The sequence below is a fragment of the Olsenella uli genome (assembly GCF_901212655.1).
Lineage (GTDB): Bacteria > Actinomycetota > Coriobacteriia > Coriobacteriales > Atopobiaceae > Parolsenella > Parolsenella uli_A.
The window spans coordinates 132,984-150,354 of record NZ_CAAKON010000044.1; the positions used below are offsets into that span (position 1 = coordinate 132,984).

General features: G+C 56.8%; 14 protein-coding genes. 13 read left to right on the forward strand and 1 reads right to left on the reverse strand.

Annotation, left to right across the window (positions count from 1 at the left end; genetic code table 11):
- The first annotated feature begins 1 nt into the window (after position 1).
- The 9 genes from EFAMC2_RS08885 (at position 2) to EFAMC2_RS08925 (ending at position 10,166) form a co-directional block, all read left to right on the forward strand.
- On the forward strand, positions 2-922 hold the full coding sequence (locus EFAMC2_RS08885) for a glycosyltransferase family 2 protein (protein ID WP_154028697.1): 921 nt from the start codon (positions 2-4) through the stop codon (positions 920-922).
- Positions 919-2,169 (forward strand): glycosyltransferase, encoded by a 1,251-nt coding sequence (locus EFAMC2_RS08890; RefSeq protein ID WP_154028699.1) that lies wholly within the window; start codon positions 919-921, stop codon positions 2,167-2,169. Before EFAMC2_RS08885 ends, EFAMC2_RS08890 begins: the two co-directional genes overlap by 4 nt.
- A 3-nt stretch (positions 2,170-2,172) precedes the next feature.
- Complete coding sequence (locus EFAMC2_RS08895) at positions 2,173-3,114, forward strand: D-glucuronyl C5-epimerase family protein (RefSeq protein WP_261980227.1); 942 nt, start codon at positions 2,173-2,175, stop codon at positions 3,112-3,114.
- Between the two features lie 45 nt (positions 3,115-3,159).
- Positions 3,160-4,170 carry a glycosyltransferase family 4 protein gene (locus EFAMC2_RS08900; protein ID WP_154028703.1) on the forward strand — a complete coding sequence of 337 codons (1,011 nt, stop codon included), beginning with the start codon at positions 3,160-3,162 and terminating at the stop codon, positions 4,168-4,170.
- Positions 4,157-5,587 carry a hypothetical protein gene (locus tag EFAMC2_RS08905; RefSeq protein WP_154028705.1) on the forward strand — a complete coding sequence of 477 codons (1,431 nt, stop codon included), beginning with the start codon at positions 4,157-4,159 and terminating at the stop codon, positions 5,585-5,587. Before EFAMC2_RS08900 ends, EFAMC2_RS08905 begins: the two co-directional genes overlap by 14 nt.
- The gene (locus EFAMC2_RS08910) at positions 5,472-6,905 is read left to right on the forward strand and encodes a lipopolysaccharide biosynthesis protein (protein WP_154028707.1); all 1,434 of its coding nucleotides are present in this window, start codon (positions 5,472-5,474) and stop codon (positions 6,903-6,905) included. Before EFAMC2_RS08905 ends, EFAMC2_RS08910 begins: the two co-directional genes overlap by 116 nt.
- A 3-nt stretch (positions 6,906-6,908) precedes the next feature.
- The gene (gene wecB, locus EFAMC2_RS08915; protein ID WP_154028709.1) at positions 6,909-8,039 is read left to right on the forward strand and encodes a non-hydrolyzing UDP-N-acetylglucosamine 2-epimerase; all 1,131 of its coding nucleotides are present in this window, start codon (positions 6,909-6,911) and stop codon (positions 8,037-8,039) included.
- A gap of 387 nt (positions 8,040-8,426) precedes the next feature.
- On the forward strand, positions 8,427-8,891 hold the full coding sequence (locus EFAMC2_RS08920; protein ID WP_187325260.1) for a Shedu anti-phage system protein SduA domain-containing protein: 465 nt from the start codon (positions 8,427-8,429) through the stop codon (positions 8,889-8,891).
- 15 nt (positions 8,892-8,906) lie between these two features.
- Positions 8,907-10,166 (forward strand): nucleotide sugar dehydrogenase, encoded by a 1,260-nt coding sequence (locus EFAMC2_RS08925; RefSeq protein ID WP_154028713.1) that lies wholly within the window; start codon positions 8,907-8,909, stop codon positions 10,164-10,166.
- 432 nt (positions 10,167-10,598) lie between these two features.
- Here the strand turns inward: EFAMC2_RS08925 and EFAMC2_RS08930 are convergent, their stop codons facing one another.
- Positions 10,599-11,165 carry a helix-turn-helix transcriptional regulator gene (locus EFAMC2_RS08930; RefSeq protein ID WP_261980229.1) on the reverse strand — a complete coding sequence of 189 codons (567 nt, stop codon included), beginning with the start codon at positions 11,163-11,165 and terminating at the stop codon, positions 10,599-10,601.
- Positions 11,166-11,616: 451 nt separating this feature from the next.
- Here EFAMC2_RS08930 and EFAMC2_RS08935 point away from each other — a divergent pair, with 451 nt between their 5' ends.
- The 4 genes from EFAMC2_RS08935 (at position 11,617) to EFAMC2_RS08950 (ending at position 17,123) form a co-directional block, all read left to right on the forward strand.
- Complete coding sequence (locus EFAMC2_RS08935; protein ID WP_154028718.1) at positions 11,617-12,894, forward strand: transporter; 1,278 nt, start codon at positions 11,617-11,619, stop codon at positions 12,892-12,894.
- Between the two features lie 80 nt (positions 12,895-12,974).
- Positions 12,975-15,137, forward strand: coding sequence for a hydantoinase/oxoprolinase family protein (locus EFAMC2_RS08940; protein ID WP_154028719.1), 2,163 nt, complete (start codon positions 12,975-12,977; stop codon positions 15,135-15,137).
- Positions 15,138-15,219: 82 nt separating this feature from the next.
- Positions 15,220-15,801 carry a hypothetical protein gene (locus EFAMC2_RS08945; RefSeq protein WP_154028721.1) on the forward strand — a complete coding sequence of 194 codons (582 nt, stop codon included), beginning with the start codon at positions 15,220-15,222 and terminating at the stop codon, positions 15,799-15,801.
- A gap of 29 nt (positions 15,802-15,830) precedes the next feature.
- Positions 15,831-17,123 (forward strand): FAD-dependent oxidoreductase, encoded by a 1,293-nt coding sequence (locus EFAMC2_RS08950; RefSeq protein ID WP_222838582.1) that lies wholly within the window; start codon positions 15,831-15,833, stop codon positions 17,121-17,123.
- The last annotated feature ends 248 nt before the right edge of the window (positions 17,124-17,371 follow it).

Consider the following 17,371-nt stretch of genomic DNA (forward strand, 5'->3'; position numbering starts at 1 on the left):
CATGAGTGCTGACAAGCCCCTCGTTTCGATTGTGGTGCCGACCTACAAGCGCGCCGACAGGATCCGTGTGGCCCTGGACTCGATTGCCGCGCAAGACTACGGCGCGGAGAACATCGATCTGATCGTGGTGAGCGACAACCGGCCGGAGTGGCCGGAAAGCGCCGAGACTGACGCGGCGGTTGCCCCCTATGCCGTGAGCCTGCCGCACTTCAGGCTGCTGCACACTGCCGGCCAGACCGGCGGGGGGGCGGCGCGCAACTACGCCTGCCGCCAGGCGACGGGCGAGTACCTCGCGTTCCTCGACGACGACGACGAGTTCCTGCCCGACAAGGTGTCGACCCAGGTCGCCTTCATGCAGGAAAACTCCCTCGACATGAGTTGGCAGGATGTCTCGTGGTATGACGAGCGTGGCCGGCTCGTGGAGCACCGCAGGCTCGATCACTGTGAGGACTTCTCCACCGAGGGCCTGCTGCGCGCGCACCTCCTAACGCCGATAAGCCCAACGGCCATCTATATGCTCAGACGCGACCTGTTCGACCGCACTGAGGGCTTCGGCGAGGTGGCGACCGGCCAAGACTGGTGGCTGATGCTGCGCTGCATAGAGGCTGGCGCCCGAATGGGTTACATGCCCGAGGTGCACGTGAGGCAGTATCAGCATTCCGGGGAGCGTCTCTCGCTGGGCCAGAACAAGATCGACGGCGAGGTGGCCCGCCACAAGAAGGTACGCGAGTACTACCCGCGCCTCTCGAAGCGCGACATCCGCTACATCGAGTTTCGCCACAACGCTGCGCTCGCGTTCGCGTGCAAGCGCAGCGGGCGCATGGCGGACGCCGCCAAGTATGCATTGAAGACCATAGCCGCCTCGCCCGCGGACTGCGTGCGCAAGGGTCTCGATTACTTCGGGAAGGGGAAGAGGGCGTGACGAAGAAGCTCCTCGTGTTCACGAAGCACTTTCCCTACAACATGGGCGAGACGGCCGCCGAGTCCTATCTCGAGACAGAGATTGGCTACCTGGCCGAGGCGTTCGACGAGGTGATGGTCATCGCCACCGAGGCGCCTGCGGACCGCTTGCCCGTGCAGCGCTTGCCCGAAAACGTTCGATCGGCCTCGCTCGGCTGTGTGCAGACCAAGGGGGAGAAGGCTGCGTGCCTGGTCGTGGGCCTCACGTCAGCCGACGCCCGTGCCCGCGAGGCCGTCGCCGCCGAGCCCATCCTCTCCGCGAGGGAGAGGGCCTTCCAGTGCTACTTCGCGGGCAAGGCCCTTCGCAAGTGGCGCAAGCTTGTGCCCGTCCTCGAGGGTGCTGGCTTCATCCCCACGTGGGTCTACAGCTTCTGGCTCTACGATACTGCCCTCATGGCTGTGTGGGCGAAACAAGCGTACCCGTGTGCCCGCGCTGTCGCGCGGGCACACCGCTACGATCTCTACCGAGATCGTAGCGGTGTGGGCTACCTCCCTTGCCGGGAGTTGCTGCTCGATAAGCTTGATGCTGTGCTGCCCTGCAGCGAGGACGGTGCTGAGACGCTCAGGCGCGAGTACCCTTCCTTCGCCGGTAAGGTGACGCGCGCGTACCTGGGGACCCGGGATCTGCCCGACCTGAGCGGCGAGCCCAAGGGCGACCCGTTCCGCGTTGTCAGCTGCTCGCGGGCGGTGCCCGTGAAGCGGTTGCCTCTGCTGCGCGACGCCATGGCATTGCTTGATGCGGAGGGCGCGCGCATTCTATGGACGCACTACGGCGACGGGCCCGATCTGGCCGCCGTCAGGGACGGGGTTGCCGGGTTCTCGTCCGTCAGGGCGGAGTTCCCCGGCAACGTGCCCAATGCGGAGCTGCTTGGTATCTACGCCTCCCGGCACATCGACCTCTTCGTCAACGCTTCGGTCTCCGAGGGGCTTCCCATCTCGATCATGGAGGCGAGCGGGCACGGCGTGCCCGTAGTGGCGACCGATGTTGGCGGCACCTCAGAGATCGTCCGCGACGGCGCGAGCGGCGCTCTCGTTCCCGAGGGCGTTGACGCCGCTGGGCTTGCGGTTGCGATCCGATACTTTTACGACATGGATTCGGAAGTCCTTGCCGGCTATCGCCGGGCGGCCCGGCGTTCCTGGGTCGAGAGCTTCCAAACAAAAGAAAACGTGGGCATCTTGCTGGATGCCCTTCGAGGCAAGGTGAACTGACCAGTGGGACAGCTTTCTCAGAAGACAACTATGCTGCGTCGCTGGGCGAAGATGCTCGGCGGCGGGACGGCGGTGGCCGTGGAGCAGGGCCGGGGCCGCGTTTGCGTGCCCGGCGAGCTTCGCGGCTACTGGAACGACCTCACCGGCAAGGTGTCGCCTGACACCCTGCTTGACGGGGGCGGCGTGCCGCTCTCGGTCATCGCCGGTGGTGAGCGCGTGCATTTCCCGATAGCAATCTTCCAGTATGCGCTCGGCTGCAATGACCTGTACCTGATCGATGGGGGTCGAGAGCATCTGGACGCCCTGGGCGCATGCGCCTCGTGGGCGGTGGCGGCCCAGCACCCCGACGGCTCGTGGGACGCGTTCGGCCCCATAGGCAGCGCTAAGTACACCGTATCTTCAATGGCGCAGGCTGAGGGGGCCTCAATGCTGCTCCGTGCCGCGCACCTTCTGGACGAGCCCTCCTACGAGGAGCGGGCAAAGGCAGCGGTTGACTTCATGCTGATACCGATCGCCGAGGGGGGCTGCTCCGTGCACATGGACGGGCAGCTTTTCCTCGAGGAGTACCCACAGGTCCCTCGCCGTTCTGTCATGAACGGGTGGGTGTTCTCGCTTTTCGGGCTCTACGACATGTCACTCGCCGATTGTTCATACGTCGAGGACTTCGAGTGCTCGACGCGCTCGCTCGCTGCGCACTTGGGTGACTACGACGCGGGCTTCTGGAGCTATTACGACCTGGAGCGCCGCATGGCGAGTCCGGCCTACCACAAGCTTCACATCGCGCAGATGGAGGAGCTCGCGGCCATCACTGGCATGAAGGAGTTCTCCGCTTTCTCCGAGAGACTCTCGCGATACCAGAACAGCGGTCTCAACCGTGCCCGTGCTATCGTCAGGAAGGTGGGCCAGAAGCTCACCGAGAAGTCGGATGCGGTGATCGTGCAATGAAGCCTATCGCAGATAGGGCGTTTTGTTATTCTGATTGGAGCTTGAGTGACTAGCAAGGTCTGGGTTGAGCTTTCGAACTACAACGGTGTGGTCACCGACGACTACATGAGGGCAATCGGCAAGGCATTCCAGCGCTTGGGTTGCAACGTGTGTTATGAATACGACATTGCAAACTGCGGGGGTGGAGAACAGGACATTTATGTCGTCTCTCTGGCATTAACCGCATTTAAGCTATTAATTTACGGTAGACCTAATGTGGTCTTTTGGAGTCAAGGTGTTTGGCCGGAGGAGTCGCTTCAGAAGCACGGGTCTCGCCTGCGTTTCACTGTTTGTAACTTCGTCGAGAATATGGCACTGAAAAAAGCAAGGCTTCTCTTCCTCGTCTCCCATGCTCAACTTAACTACTATGAGGGCAAATATAGTGTTTGTCTCTCAGATAAGACTTTCATAATGCCCTGTTCCAATGAGGTATTTCACGAGAATTCCTTCTTGTATCCGGGGAAATATGATGCGCCTGTTTTTGTCTATGCTGGCAGCTTGGCCAAATATCAATGCATAGGCGAGATGCTAAACGCCTTCAAACAAGTCCAGTCTGTTTGCCCCCTTGCCCAGCTTCTTTTCTATACCTCGCAGCAAGATGAGGCGCGCACCCTTATCGACGAAGCCCGTGTGGACAATGTCGTAATAGGGCATGCAGAACCCGACGAACTCGATGGGATTCTTGCCAAAGCGAAGTATGGTTTTGTGATTAGAGACGACAGCATCGTCAATAGGGTAGCCACCCCTTCGAAGATATCTAGCTATATTTCCAACGGGGTCATTCCTGTTTACAGCCCCACACTTCAGGCTTTTTCCGAGAGCTCGAAGAATATTGAGAGACTCGAGTACCGTGAAGAGACGTTTGCTGATGACTTTTCTGAGTTTGAAATGAAGAAGCTGGACCCTAATCAACTTTTATCCTCGTATAAGGCTTATTTTCTGAGTCAATTCGACTATGAAGCACAAGCAGATTCGATTGCCACTTTCGTTGGGAAGATCCTCGTTGAAGCGCATTGATGACCATCTCGTAACCACAAAGATGAGCTCTCTAGTTGACTCCGTCGCTGAAACGACTGGTATGCGTGCCGGGCAGGCAGTATACTACCTCGCCTTTTTTTTCTTTTGTCTGAACGAGGCGGTTTGTCGCACGGCCTTTGACAATGTGCTGGGCTTGGACATACCCACATTTACTAGTCTGTGCAACTATCTGGTCATCGCTTGCTTTGCTCTGAAAATCCTTTTTCAAAGAAGTACTTTCAGTCGGGGGATACTTGCTCTTTTTCTTGTCGCACTGTCTGTTGTTTGTTGGCGGGCCTCTGGGAACACCCTTGTTGTCTGGACTGTTTTATTTATTGTCTTCGGTAAGGACGTTGAGATACGACCACTTGCCGCTATCGCTTTCGTCGTCTACTCACTAACGGTCTTTTTGGCGGTAATTTGCTGTTTCTCTGGCATTGTCGAAGACATCACCTATCTTCGGGGGTCTTCCGTTGGAGCCCGCTCCTCCCTTGGGTTCAATCATCCCAATAGCTTTGGCAAATGCCTCCTTGAGGCGAATCTTGCTTATTTGACATTGCGATTTGGCAAAATCAACATGTATGACCTTATCGTTCCCTTGCTTTCTATTGGGGCTATGATCTTTCTCGTGGACACAAGGACTTCCGCCTTTGCTCTCTTAGTTGCCGCCTTCCTAATGTTCATTCTCCAGCACTCCTTTGCGAAGAGGATGGGTCCTTCGATTTCCCTGGGCATCTCCGTTGCGATAATTGTTGCTAGCTACTATTTCATGGCTGCCTACAATCCGGGCAACACCTTGCACGCGACACTCAACGAGGCCCTTTCCAATAGGCTTTACTATGCAAATTACTTTTTTACTGGCTGGCCGCTGACGCTGTTCGGTTACGATTTTGCTGATGCTCCTCTTCATCTTCGTGAGAACCAGGCAGCCATCCACCTTATCGTTGACAACACCTACAGCTTCACGCTTGTTCAGTTCGGGTTACTGACTGCGTTTTTACTCTGCGTTGCCGTTGTCCTCGTATTCCTGAAGGCTAAGAAGGAAGGGTGTTTTAACGCGGCCCTTTGCGGATTGGCCATCATGGTCGTTCTGGGCTTTTCTGAGACTTGGAGCGTCAGATTCGATGCCAACTATTTCCTTGTGGCTTTCTCTACCTTGCTTTACTCGACTCCTCTCAGCCAGCTCGACCCTTCGGCTACGCGATCAAACGCTAATCTGAGTCCCATCATACCGACCACTCAGGTTCGCGACGAATCCCTCTTCAACAGATTTGGACCTTCTTATGGCAAGGAAATCCGACTTGGCGGAGCATGGAAGCCTCGGGGGCAATTTGGGCTACGCGGTATTGGCGCAGGGCGTCTCCCTGCTGTCCAGCATCGCGATGTCTCTCTTGGTACCAAAAGCTTTAGGCGTTGAGGACTACGCTTACTGGCAACTTTTCATTCTTTATTCCAGTTATGTTGGGCTTGCGCTTTTTGGGATTCACGATGGGATATTTCTGCGAATTGGCGGAATCAAGGTTGACGATATCGATTGGCCACGCGTTAAGGGTGAGTTCTTTCTTGTTCTAATTGGTCAATTATTGCTTGCTGTTGCGGCGACCTTGGCGATTTTTGCGGGTGGGCTCGCAGATGAGCGCGCTTTTGTATTTCTCGCCGTGCTTATATTTGGCGTTGTCGTTAACCCAGCCGCTTTTCTATTCTATGTGCTCAGAGCGGCCAACCTGCCAAACATTTTTTCAACTGCCAACGTGTTGTCCGGATCGATTTGGGCCGCTGCTCTTGTTGCGCTGATTGTCGTGGGCCCTGAAAACTTTCAGCCCTACATTGTTGTTTACATTGTTTCCCAAGCTATTTCTTCCTGTTTTTGCTACCTCCACTTCCGCAAGGTATTTGCCTGCCGTCCCAGCTCCCCACGGCTTGTCATCCCCAATCTGAAAACTGATTGTGTTGCGGGCCTGAAGGTCACGATGGCCTACTATGCTGGCTCCCTTGTTGTCGGTTCTACCCGTATGCTGATTGACGGAAAATGGGGACTCGAAGCTTTCGGAATCTTCTCTTTCTCTGTGTCACTGGTTAACTTTCTCTTGACCTTTATGGCACAGGTGTCGATGGTCATATTTCCCGTTATCAGGAGAATGGGTAAGGACTCACAGTCTGATGTTTATCGTAAGCTTCGAAATGGCCTTGTTGGCATTCTCCCTTTGATGTACGTTCTCTACTTTCCAGGTTGCTATTTGCTGAAATTGTGGCTGCCCCAATACGAACAGAGTCTTCTCTATCTAGCAATCATCCTGCCGGTTTGTTTTTTTGATTGCAAGATGCAGCTCCTTGTTAATACCTATCTTAAAACATATAGGAAAGAGAACGCACTTTTTTGGCTCAACGCAGCCACACTGGTTTTATCTTTGCTTGCCTGCTTCATTAGCGCCTTTGTTGTATCTGACATACTTCTGACCGCAGTCGCTATGGTCGCCTCCATCGGATTCAGAAGTGTCGTCTCCGAGGTTTATTTAAATAGGCTTTTTTGCATAAAGGCTTTTCGCCCAATCGTCGGCGATGTGCTTTTGGCCGCTTGGTTCGTTGTCTCAGCCTTTTTCTTCGAATCGCTCCCTTTGACCATCATCGGAGTATTAATTTATTACTTCTACAACCGCCGTTCCCTGCTGGCCGTCTGTAGGATGGTTAGGGACGCGTTATATTTATTGACCACCGATAAGAATGTGAGTGATTGATTCATGACGGGAACTGACTTCGGCTTAAAAAAAGTGATGCTTGTTTTCGGGACACGTCCCGAGGCTATAAAGATGTGCCCCCTTGTTAACGAGCTGAAATCCCGGCCTGATGAATTCACCACTGTCGTTGCTGTGACAGGGCAGCATCGCGAAATGCTCGATCAGGTCCTTAAAGTTTTCGGCGTTGAACCCGACTATGATCTCGCCATCATGAAGCCTGACCAAACTCTCTTTGACGTCACCTGCGATGTGCTTCTTAAGTTGAGGGGCGTTCTGGAATCCGAGAGACCGGATGCCGTGCTTGTGCACGGGGACACCACTACAACCTTTGCCGCCGCTTTGGCATGTTTTTACCTGCAAATTCCAGTGGGGCATGTTGAAGCGGGTCTACGAACCTACGACCTTTACAGCCCTTGGCCCGAGGAGTTCAACCGCCAGGCCGTCGACATCGTGTCTAGATGGTACTTTGCTCCCACCGAAGCATCCAGGCAGAACTTGCTGAATGAGGGCAAACCTACCAACCGCATTTGGGTTACTGGAAACACCGGAATTGACGCCCTTCGCACAACGGTTCATGCGAGGTACTCGCATCCCGAGCTGGATTGGGCGGACGGCTCACGGCTTATTCTAATTACTGCGCATCGTCGAGAAAACCTTGGCGAACCTATGCACAGGATGTTTCGTTCCATCAGAAGAGTTATGAGCGAGCATCCTGATACTAAAGCGATTTACCCCATTCACATGAACCCGATCGTCCGAAAAGCCGCTCATGAGGAACTTGATGGCTTCGACCGCCTTCATATCATTGAACCTCTCGAAGTCCTTGACTTCCATAATTTCATGTCGAGAAGCTATCTTATCCTTACTGACTCTGGTGGCATACAGGAGGAAGCCCCCGCTCTTGGTAAGCCAGTTCTTGTCATGCGCGATACGACGGAGCGCCCCGAAGGCGTTGCGGCCGGTACTTTGAAACTTGTTGGAACTGATGAAGACGCAATCTATAATGAGTTCAGCAAACTCCTCTCTGATGAAAAGGAATATGCTTCCATGTCCCGCGCCTCCAACCCCTATGGAGACGGCCTTGCTTCGTCGCGTATTGCCGACGTGCTTAATGAGACCTGTGAGCGTCTTTGAATGCAATCAGATTACGACAGATTGTTTGTCCACATTCAGCAACGGTGATCGTATGTGGTGCTTGTATTAAGCATAGATGAGGACGGGGTTTTACGGGAATTCAGGGCGATGACCAGCTTAAGTTGCTCCGCAACGTCCTGGTGAGCGCGCACGTCAACGTGCTCTTGGGCGCCGCCTTCTCCCAAGAGAGGGTCCCCACGCTCGAACACCATGAGTCCTGGTTCTGCGCGTTCGAGCGGATGATACGCGAGGGGTCGGATGACGACGTTTGGGCAACCACTCTTGCCCTCCTCGGGGCGGAGTACTTCCTCTCGCTTATGGCGCCGCTGCGCGGGGCCAGGCCGACGGAGGGCAGGTTCGCCTCGTGGTGGCCCTCGTGCATCTCGTTTGGAGCTCCTCTTCTCGCAGTACGTCGCCTTCGTTCAGCGGGCGTGCATACCCGACTTCGGCGGTTCCGGGCGAAGGTCAGACTACCTCATGGTCGACGCGCGGGGCAACGTGGACGTGCTCGAGATCAAAAGACCCTTCGACAACGAGGTCATGCTCGCCAGCTCCACGTACCGCGACAACTACATCCCCGCTCTGGAGGCAAGGCTGACCGAGAGACTCGCCCGCGACGGGCTCATCCCGTCCGATCTTCCCCTGAGGTTCACTTCCCCGAAGGGGCTCGTGATCATGGGCAGGGACCCGGAAGGCGAGCGCCTGCGCGACTTCGACTTCGTTCGCCGGCAGTACGCCGGAACGGTCGACGTGATCACCTACGATGACCTCATTAGGCGCTTCTGGCGCATCGTTGAGGCCATGGGCCGTAAAACCGACGGCGGGCGCACCGATTCCGCCGACGTCCGATAGAAAGGAATGCTGAACATGAAGATTGCAGTCGCAGGCACCGGGTACGTGGGCCTCTCGCTGGCCGTGCTCTTGGCCCAGCACAACGATGTGCGCGCGTTGGACATCATTCCCGAGAAGGTCGAGAAACTGCGTAATTACAAGTCGCCCATTCGCGACGCGGAGATTGAGCGGTTCCTGGCCGAGGCGAAGGCCGGGGAGCGGAAGCTGAGCTTGACGGCCACGGTGGACGCGGCTGAGGCCTACGCCAGTGCTGACTACGTCGTGGTGGCTACGCCGACCAACTACGACTCGGAAAAGAACTTCTTTGATACGAGCTCGGTTGAGGCCGCCATCGACGCGGTGCGCTCGGTGAACCCCACCGCTTGGGTCGTGATCAAGTCAACCATCCCAGTGGGCTACACGGCATCGCTTCGCGAGGAGCGCGGCGACTCGCGAATCTTCTTTTCGCCCGAGTTTCTGCGCGAGGGGCATGCCCTCTACGACAACCTACACCCGAGCCGCATCGTGGTGGGTGCGCCGAAGGATGACACCGAGGCCGTGGGTGCGGCGGAGAACTTCGCCTCGCTTCTGGCCGAGGGCGCCGACCCTGCCGAGCGTGAGCGCGTGAACGAGGACGGCACCTCCGGCATACCCGAGCTCGTTCTGGGCACGACGGAGGCCGAGGCGGTGAAGCTCTTCGCCAACACCTATCTCGCTCTTCGCGTGGCGTACTTCAACGAGCTGGACACCTATTGCGAGAGCAGGGGGCTCAACACGGGAGATGTCATCCGTGGTGTGTGCCTCGAGCCGCGCGTCGGCTCTTTCTACAACAATCCATCCTTTGGCTACGGCGGGTATTGTCTGCCGAAGGACACGAAGCAGCTTCTCGCCAATTACCGCGATGTGCCGCAGAACCTCATCGAAGCCATCGTCGAAAGCAACCGCACGAGAAAGGACTTCATCGCCGACGATATCCTGAAGCGCGTGAACGAGCTGGTGTATTCCGAGGTTAGTGCACCCGTCGTGGGCGTCTACCGCCTCACCATGAAGACCGGCAGCGACAACTTCCGCGCTTCCAGCATTCAGGGAATCATGAAGCGTATCAAGGCGAAGGGCGTCCCCGTCCTCGTCTACGAGCCCGCCTTGGACGCTCCCGACTTCTTCGGCAGTGTGGTCACGCACGACCTTGAGACCTTCAAGCGCGAGTGCTCCATCATCGTGTCCAACCGCTGGAGCGACGAGCTTGCGGACGTGGCGGACAAGGTTTACACGCGCGACCTTTTCAAGCGCGACTAACGCCGCTTTCGCTGAGCAGAGAGGCTCCCCAGCGGCCAAGCCTGTGCCTGGGGAGCCTCTCTTGTTTAAAACGGGCCGTTGAGGCGTTGCGCGAGAGGCTCTTCGCGGCGCCTTGCCATTCGTCGGCACAACAGGGGTGGGGGCGCGGACAAATAGTTGGACCTAATCACGGGCCGGTTATTGGAGAGGGTATAGCTCTCTGGACACCAAGTTAAGGGCGAGAGGTGTTCGGAATGACCCAAAGAAGGAAGCGCTACGGCAAACAGTTCAAGGCCACTGCCGCTCGGGTGGTGCCGGGCGGAGAGACGAGGGTCGTCGACCTTGCTGTGTATTTGCGCGTTTCCGTACCGCGAATATGGGGGGGTACGGAGAAAGAAGATTACTCAACTTGCTCATTCCGACGCCCCCTCGTGGAGATCTGCCCATTCCGCCTTAATCCTCAAGCAGGTCCTCCATGCGGCAAGATAATGCGGATGCTAGACGTGCAACGCTGCGTGCCTGCGCACGGTTGATGTCCTTTTTCCTTTGCTCATATTGCTGGATAGAGCGTAAACCGACGCCGGACGCGTCGGCGAGCTGAACCTGTGTGAGCCCTGCAACCACGCGTAGTTCCCGAAGGTGAGTTGGGGCGATCTCCTGTGCCTGGGCGTAATCTCTTTCGATGATGGCGGCACCGGCCCTTGGGGTGGCCGTACGGTAGGTGGAGTAGATGCTGGACAGGTCTTCGCCGCCGAGGTATAGCGATATCGCGCGAAAACTGCGCCCCGTTTCCCATTGATGATATGCAAGGGCGCGTCCGCACCATCGGCCACGGTCCTGGAGATCGCGGGGGATGCGACGTTCGGAATACAGCAGTGTATCCAGGTCTCCATCAACTATGCCCTTGCAGGCCGCCATGACAAACTCGATGCCAGAGATTTCGATATTTGGGCGGGCGCCAGGCCCCCCAAAGCTATGGGAGAGCTCGGACGCGCAGAAGATATCGTAGAAACGTTCCATGCCGCCGGGGAGGCGCTTGTCGGCAAAGTCGAAGGCTTTCCCCAATGTATTCACGGCTTGTTCTAGGAGCTCTTCGCTGTACGGGTGCTGTTGCATCGTAGGTCCAATCGAATGTGTAGAAAATGTGTGTCAACGGTTACACGAGTAACCGCTGGCAGAAGTGCAGAAGTGCCTTTCGTATCCCGGTTTTAGGTCGAAGGTGGAGGTAATCCTTGTCCAAAAGAACTATCTCTACAGAGTCAGTGCAAACCTCATGTTAGCTGTTTTCACCGAGATGAGGCGCGGGCGCGAGTGACGTAACGTTAGTTTTTGAGGGCGTAACACAGGAACCGTTCACGGAGCATTGAAAGTAACCCTTCAAGGCGGGTGCTACATTGTCCGCCGACGCGCAGGAGGATCCAAAGGGGGTCCGCGCGAGCCCTGAGGGGCATGTTCAGAAGGGGAGGGAACCATGGCTACTTTGCAAGTTGCTCTGATTCTCGCGGTCTTTGTCGCGGGCGTAGCGCTCATGATGTCAAAGAAGATGCCGGCAATTCTCGCTTTGCCCGTCATGGGTGTTGCGATTGCCGCCATCGCTGGCGTGCCGTTTATGTCGACCGATCCTGAGGTTCAGTCAATCACCGGCTTTGTAATCTCTACTGGTGCGGGCAAGCTCGCCTCGACCATCACGGTCACCATTTTTGGTGCCATCTTTGCAAAGGTGATCCAGAAGAAGGGCATTTCCGACACAATCATCCGTAAGGCCGCTGAGCTTGCAGGTGATAAGCCGGTAGTCATTTCCGTGGCTCTTACGGCTGCAATCGCCCTTATTTTCACCGCAATGTCTGGCGCTGGCCCCGTGATCATGGTGTCGCAGATTGCCATCCCTTTGCTGCTCTCTGCCGGCGTGGCTCCTGTTGTTGCTGCAAGCCTCATCCTGTTCGGCCTTAACATCGGTCTTCTGTTCAACGTGTCTCAGTATCAGCTCTACGTCGATACCATCGGCATGAGCATGGACGTCATCAAGTCCACCTCTCTCGTCATGGGCGTTATCTGTGCCGTCGTGACGCTTGTCTACATCATTGTCAACACGCGCAAACTATCCGGTGCGGCCTGGGCTGCTTCTGCTGCCACCAACGCCAGCAAGGATGTCAGCGGCCTTGCTCTGTGCATGCCCATCGTACCTATTGTCCTTGTGTTCTTCCTTAAGTGGAACGCCGAGACGGCGCTCATCGTCACCATCATCATTACCGCTCTTATTTCCAAGCCCAAGCAAGCCGTGCAGGTCCTGTCCAGCTCCGTGGTTGAGGGCATCAAGGATGTCGCCGGCGTCATCGGCCTCATGATGGGTATCGGCATCCTGCTTAACGGCTTTGCAGCTCAGCAGACCTCTGCTCTCATGCAGCCCATCATCAAGATGATTCTGCCTTCCAACCCGATTGTCTATGTGGTGCTGTTCACGATCCTGTCTCCGTTGGCTCTGTACCGTGGCCCGCTCAACATGTACGGCATGGGTTCTGGCCTGGCGAATATCTTCGCAACCGCAGGCATTCTTTCTCCTGCAGCGGTTGGCATGGCCCTTCGCTCCACGAGCGTCGTCCAGTGCGTGTCCGACCCTACCAACACCCAAAACGTCATTGTGGCCGATTACGCCAACGTGGATGTAAACGACATTCTCAAGTCCACGCTCCCGTACACCATGATCATGGCTCTGGGCATCCTGATCTACACGGCAGCTGCCCTGTTCTAATTACTTGCTAGTCAATTGCGGGGCGCAGCGATCCGAAGAGCGCTGCGCCCCTTATTCATACGAGTGCCCAGGAGGAACGAATGACAGCTAAGGCCGCGCGACGCACCGTGAGAATCGGTATCGATGTAGGTGGTACGTTCACCGATGCCGTTGTCGTCGACAACGATACATACGAGGTCATCGCCAAGGAAAAGGTGCCCACAACGCACCATTCACAGCAGGGCGTAGCTGCCGGCATCGTGCAGGCTATCGATACTGTGCTGGAGAAGAACGATATCTCTCCCAACGATGTCGTATTCATTGCCCATGGTACTACCCAGGCCACGAACGCCTTACTCGAAGGTGATGTAGCCAAGGTGGGCATCATCGGAATGGGTAAGGGCGGTGAAGCGGGCCGTGCAAGGAAAGAGACGACGGTCGGCAGCATTGAGCTTGCACCAGGTAAGTATCTCGAGACGGAGCACGAGTTCATCGATAGCTCCCAGCTGACTGACGATACCATTCGCGCTGCCGTGGAGGCCCTCCGTTCTCGCGGTTGCGAGGTGATCGTGGCGTCCGAGAGCTACTCGGTCGACGACCCCACGAACGAGAAGCACGTGATTGAGGTCGCCTCGCAGATGGGGATGGTGGGAACCGGCGGCAACGAGATGTCGCAGCTTTATGGCCTGGGCGCACGCACCCGCACCGCTGCGGTCAACGCGGCGCTTATTCCCAAGATGATGGAGACGGCGAACATGACCGAGGCCGCCGTGCGCGACTCGGGCATCACGAGACCCCTGATGATCATGCGCTGCGACGGCGGCGTCATGTCGATCGACGAGGTACGTAAGCGGCCTATCCTCACCATGCTGTCCGGCCTGGCTGCCGGTGTGGCCGGCGCCTTGATGTATGAGAAGATTACTGACGGCATCTTCCTCGAGGCGGGTGGCACCTCCACCGACATCTCCGCCATCAAAGACGGTAAGGTCATGATTAAGAACGCTGCCGTGGGTGGCCACAAACTCTACCTCACGTCGCTCGACGTCCGTACGCTGGGCATCGCCGGCGGATCAATGATCGTGGTCGAGGGCGGGAAAATAGCCGCCGTGGGCCCGCGCTCTGCACATATTGCAGACTTGGGCTACGAGGTATTTGCATCTGAGGATGACATTGTGGACCCTGTCATCGAGCTCATCGCTCCCTGCAAGGACGATAAGCCCAATTATGCTGCCGTAGCGTGTGCAGACAACAAGACGGTTGCGCTTACGTTGGCGGGTGCGGCTAACATTTTGGGGTACGTGCCCGAGGGCGACTACGCCGCCGGTAACGTCGCCGCAGCGCGTAAGGCATGGGGGGCACTGGCGGCCAAGCTGGGAGATTCCGTCGACAACCTTTGCCGTCGGGCAGTGGATATCGCCATGGAGAAGGTGGCGCAGGTCGTGACCTCTCTAGTGGCCGACTACGATCTTAATCCTAATCTTATCTACCTTGTCGGAGGCGGCGGTTCGGCCTCCGTTGTGGCACCGGCGCTCGGAGACAAGATGGGTATCAGGCACCGCATCGCTCTCAATGCCCCCTACATTTCCACCATCGGCGTTTCGTTGGCTTTGGTGCGCGAGCAGATCGAGCGCAATGTGTCGAACCCTACTGACGAGGACATTCGTAAGATTCGCCACGATGTGACGGAAATCATCGTGCGCGCGGGTGCAGCTGCCGAGACGGTGGACATTGCCGTGGAGATTGACTCCCAGCGAAATATCTTGCGCGCCACCGCCACGGGTGCGACAGAGCTGCGAACCAAGGATCGAGCAAGCACATCGCTTACCCAAGAACAGCTGTCCCGAATCGTGGCCGAAGCCTGCGGTGTGGACGTTGGGGCGGTGAGCCAGATCGCGAGAGAGGGGCGCTGGCATGTTTTCGAGACCATCGTCGAAAAGAAGGCGTTGTTCGGGCTGATGAAATCTCGTAAGCAGTCTGTGCGTGTCGTGGACGATGAGGGTGTCATTCGCCTGCAGAAAAGCGATGCACGCGTCATGACGTTTACGAAGGGAGAGTTGGCCACGAGCTTTATCGAGTTCGTCGATTCGATGACACGCTATACCGATGCCGGTGCCACGCTTCCTAAGACTTACCTGTTCTTTGGCCAGAAGATGTGCGACTTGTCGGGCGTTTTGAACCAGGAGCAGTTGCTGAGTCTTGCCGAGATGGAGCTTGAGTTTGTCGGCGATGAACAGCCGATCGTTACCATAGCGGCACGGAGCTAGCGTCATGTTGGGCCGCCATTGCTGTTCGCCGTGGGCCTCGGATGTAATGCTCGACACGGCAGAGCTTCAAAGGGAAAGGGCTTTGGCCACGGCCGATGTCGATGACGTTCGTCGTGTAGCCGTGCAAGCCCATGACTTGGGCGTCTCCCGGGCTGCGCAATGGTGCGGCAAGGACCTTCTGGAATGCCTTGGCCATGCGGGCGTGGTGGTGAGCTCGCATAAGTGCTCACCTGATTGGTCCGTGTCGGGTGTAGAGATAGCGGCGTACACGACACGTGACGCATCCGGGCACGTATGCTTGATCGATCTGTTTGAAGATGTGATAGAGCGTAAAGTGCAGGGTCTGGCGGCGTTTGGCGTGGATGCCTCCATGGACTTGGTAAAAGACCTTCACCTCGCACATGAGTTCTATCACTATCTTGAGTTTTCTCAGCTGGGATTAACGTGCAACTCGATTGATGCTGTGCAGGTGAGGGGTCTCTTTGGACGAAAGCCCCACCATCCGTCGCGCGCGGGGGAAGTTGCCGCTCACGCCTTTGCTCGGGCGTGTATCGGGTTCCCCTTTCATCCCGTGCTTATTGATGAGATGTCCCGTATGGGAGCGCAGGGAGCCGATTTCCCTGTCTTGATAGACGACTTTGTTTCGAGAATGGAGAGGATCTGACCTATGACCGAGATACAGTCCCTGGGTACATGGGATACCGTGATCGTCGGCGGTGGCACGGCGGGGCATCCGCCGCTATCAGCGCGGCACGGGAAGGAAACCGCACGCTGCTGGTCGAGAGGTACGGATCGTTGGGCGGCACGCCTGTGCATGCACTCGTGTCACCCATGATGGACGCCCGCGCCCCTCATGAGGCGAACTTGCGTGAGGTCGAGCGTCGGTTGAATGAGAGGGGGTTGACCACGCGTGAAGACGGCGACAGGATGGGTTACATCTGGTTTGCCCCCGAGGACCTGTCCGAAGTGCTGGAGGATATGCTCTTGGACGTTGGCGGCGAGGTCTTGTTCGACACCACGCTGGTTGATGCCAATGTCGACGAAGGGGTTATCACCTCGATCGACTGCATGACCGTCGAAGGTGTCAAGCGGGTTCATGCAGCCCAGTTTGTAGATGCCACGGGAGACGCCGTGTTGTCTCGTATGGCAGGTGTTCCCTGCGTATCGGGCGACGACGCTGGAAACAACCAGATGACGTCGCTGCGTTTTGAGATGGCGGGCATAGATGTCGACAAGTTCCGCGATTACTGCCTATCTATTGGTGATGATTTCTCTCCCTTGGTCGACGGCTTTTTTTGGGAATCTGCCATGGTCGCCGGGCGAGGATTCAAGCTCGAACCCCTCTTTCAAAAGGGGCTTGAGGACGGCGTGCTGACCGAAGATGAGCTCGTGTACTTCCAGTGCTTCTCTCTGCCTGGGCGGCCTGGTTCCATGGCCTTTAACTGCCCGCATATTCCTAGCATGAAAAACAATACGTCCGCGCTCGCGCGCAGCGAGGCTTATATTATGGGTCGTCGCAGCATTCGTAGGCTAGTCAATTTCTTAGTGGGATACGTCCCGGGGTTTGAGGATGCGTATCTTATCCGTAGTGCAGATATGCTGGGCATACGCGAGAGCTGGCGTATCGAGGGATCCTATGTGCTCGATGTAGATGATTACATCGAGCGGGCCAGGTTCGATGACGCGGTGGCCAAGGGAACCTGGTATATCGATGTGCACTCGTCCACAAAGGGTCTGGTGCATATGGAGAAGTACCAACGCGGCGAGTACTACGAGATTCCATATCGCTGTCTTACGAACTGTGTCGTGGGCAACCTCCTCACCGTCGGTCGTTGTATCTCTACGAGCTTTTTGGTCCAGGCAAGCGTGCGCATCCAGCAGACAGCCATCGATATGGGCGACTCGGCGGGTAAAGCATGTGCCAGAGCATTGGCCGAAGGGGTAGAGCTGAACAAGTACGATGGAAAGGGCCTGACGGATTACTGAGCTTACTTTGACATTCTGATTATGTCTCGCAGCTCCAGGATCTTGCCGGCAATGAGATCTGCCGTGCGCTCAAATATCTCGTCTCTCCGCCTCGTTGGGTCCTCGAGCTCCAGTCCTCATAAAGCTTGCACGGTAGGGTAGGGCATTGGACGCCGCAGCCCATGTTGATAAGGATGTTGATCGTCGGCGGCTTGTCGGGCGTCTTGGGTTCCTGCGTGCGCGTGGTGGTACCGTCAATGATCTTTCGC

What these genes read in the sequence shown, in the direction of transcription:
- EFAMC2_RS08885 (WP_154028697.1), top strand. Translation starts at nt 2, where the DNA reads ATGAGTGCTGACAAGCCCCTCGTTTCGATTGTGGTGCCGACCTACAAG.
- wecB (WP_154028709.1), top strand. Translation starts at nt 6,909, where the DNA reads ATGACGGGAACTGACTTCGGCTTAAAAAAAGTGATGCTTGTTTTCGGG.
- EFAMC2_RS08925 (WP_154028713.1), top strand. Translation starts at nt 8,907, where the DNA reads ATGAAGATTGCAGTCGCAGGCACCGGGTACGTGGGCCTCTCGCTGGCC.
- EFAMC2_RS08930 (WP_261980229.1), bottom strand. Translation starts at nt 11,165, where the DNA reads ATGGAACGTTTCTACGATATCTTCTGCGCGTCCGAGCTCTCCCATAGC.
- EFAMC2_RS08935 (WP_154028718.1), top strand. Translation starts at nt 11,617, where the DNA reads ATGGCTACTTTGCAAGTTGCTCTGATTCTCGCGGTCTTTGTCGCGGGC.
- EFAMC2_RS08940 (WP_154028719.1), top strand. Translation starts at nt 12,975, where the DNA reads ATGACAGCTAAGGCCGCGCGACGCACCGTGAGAATCGGTATCGATGTA.
- EFAMC2_RS08950 (WP_222838582.1), top strand. Translation starts at nt 15,831, where the DNA reads ATGGGATACCGTGATCGTCGGCGGTGGCACGGCGGGGCATCCGCCGCT.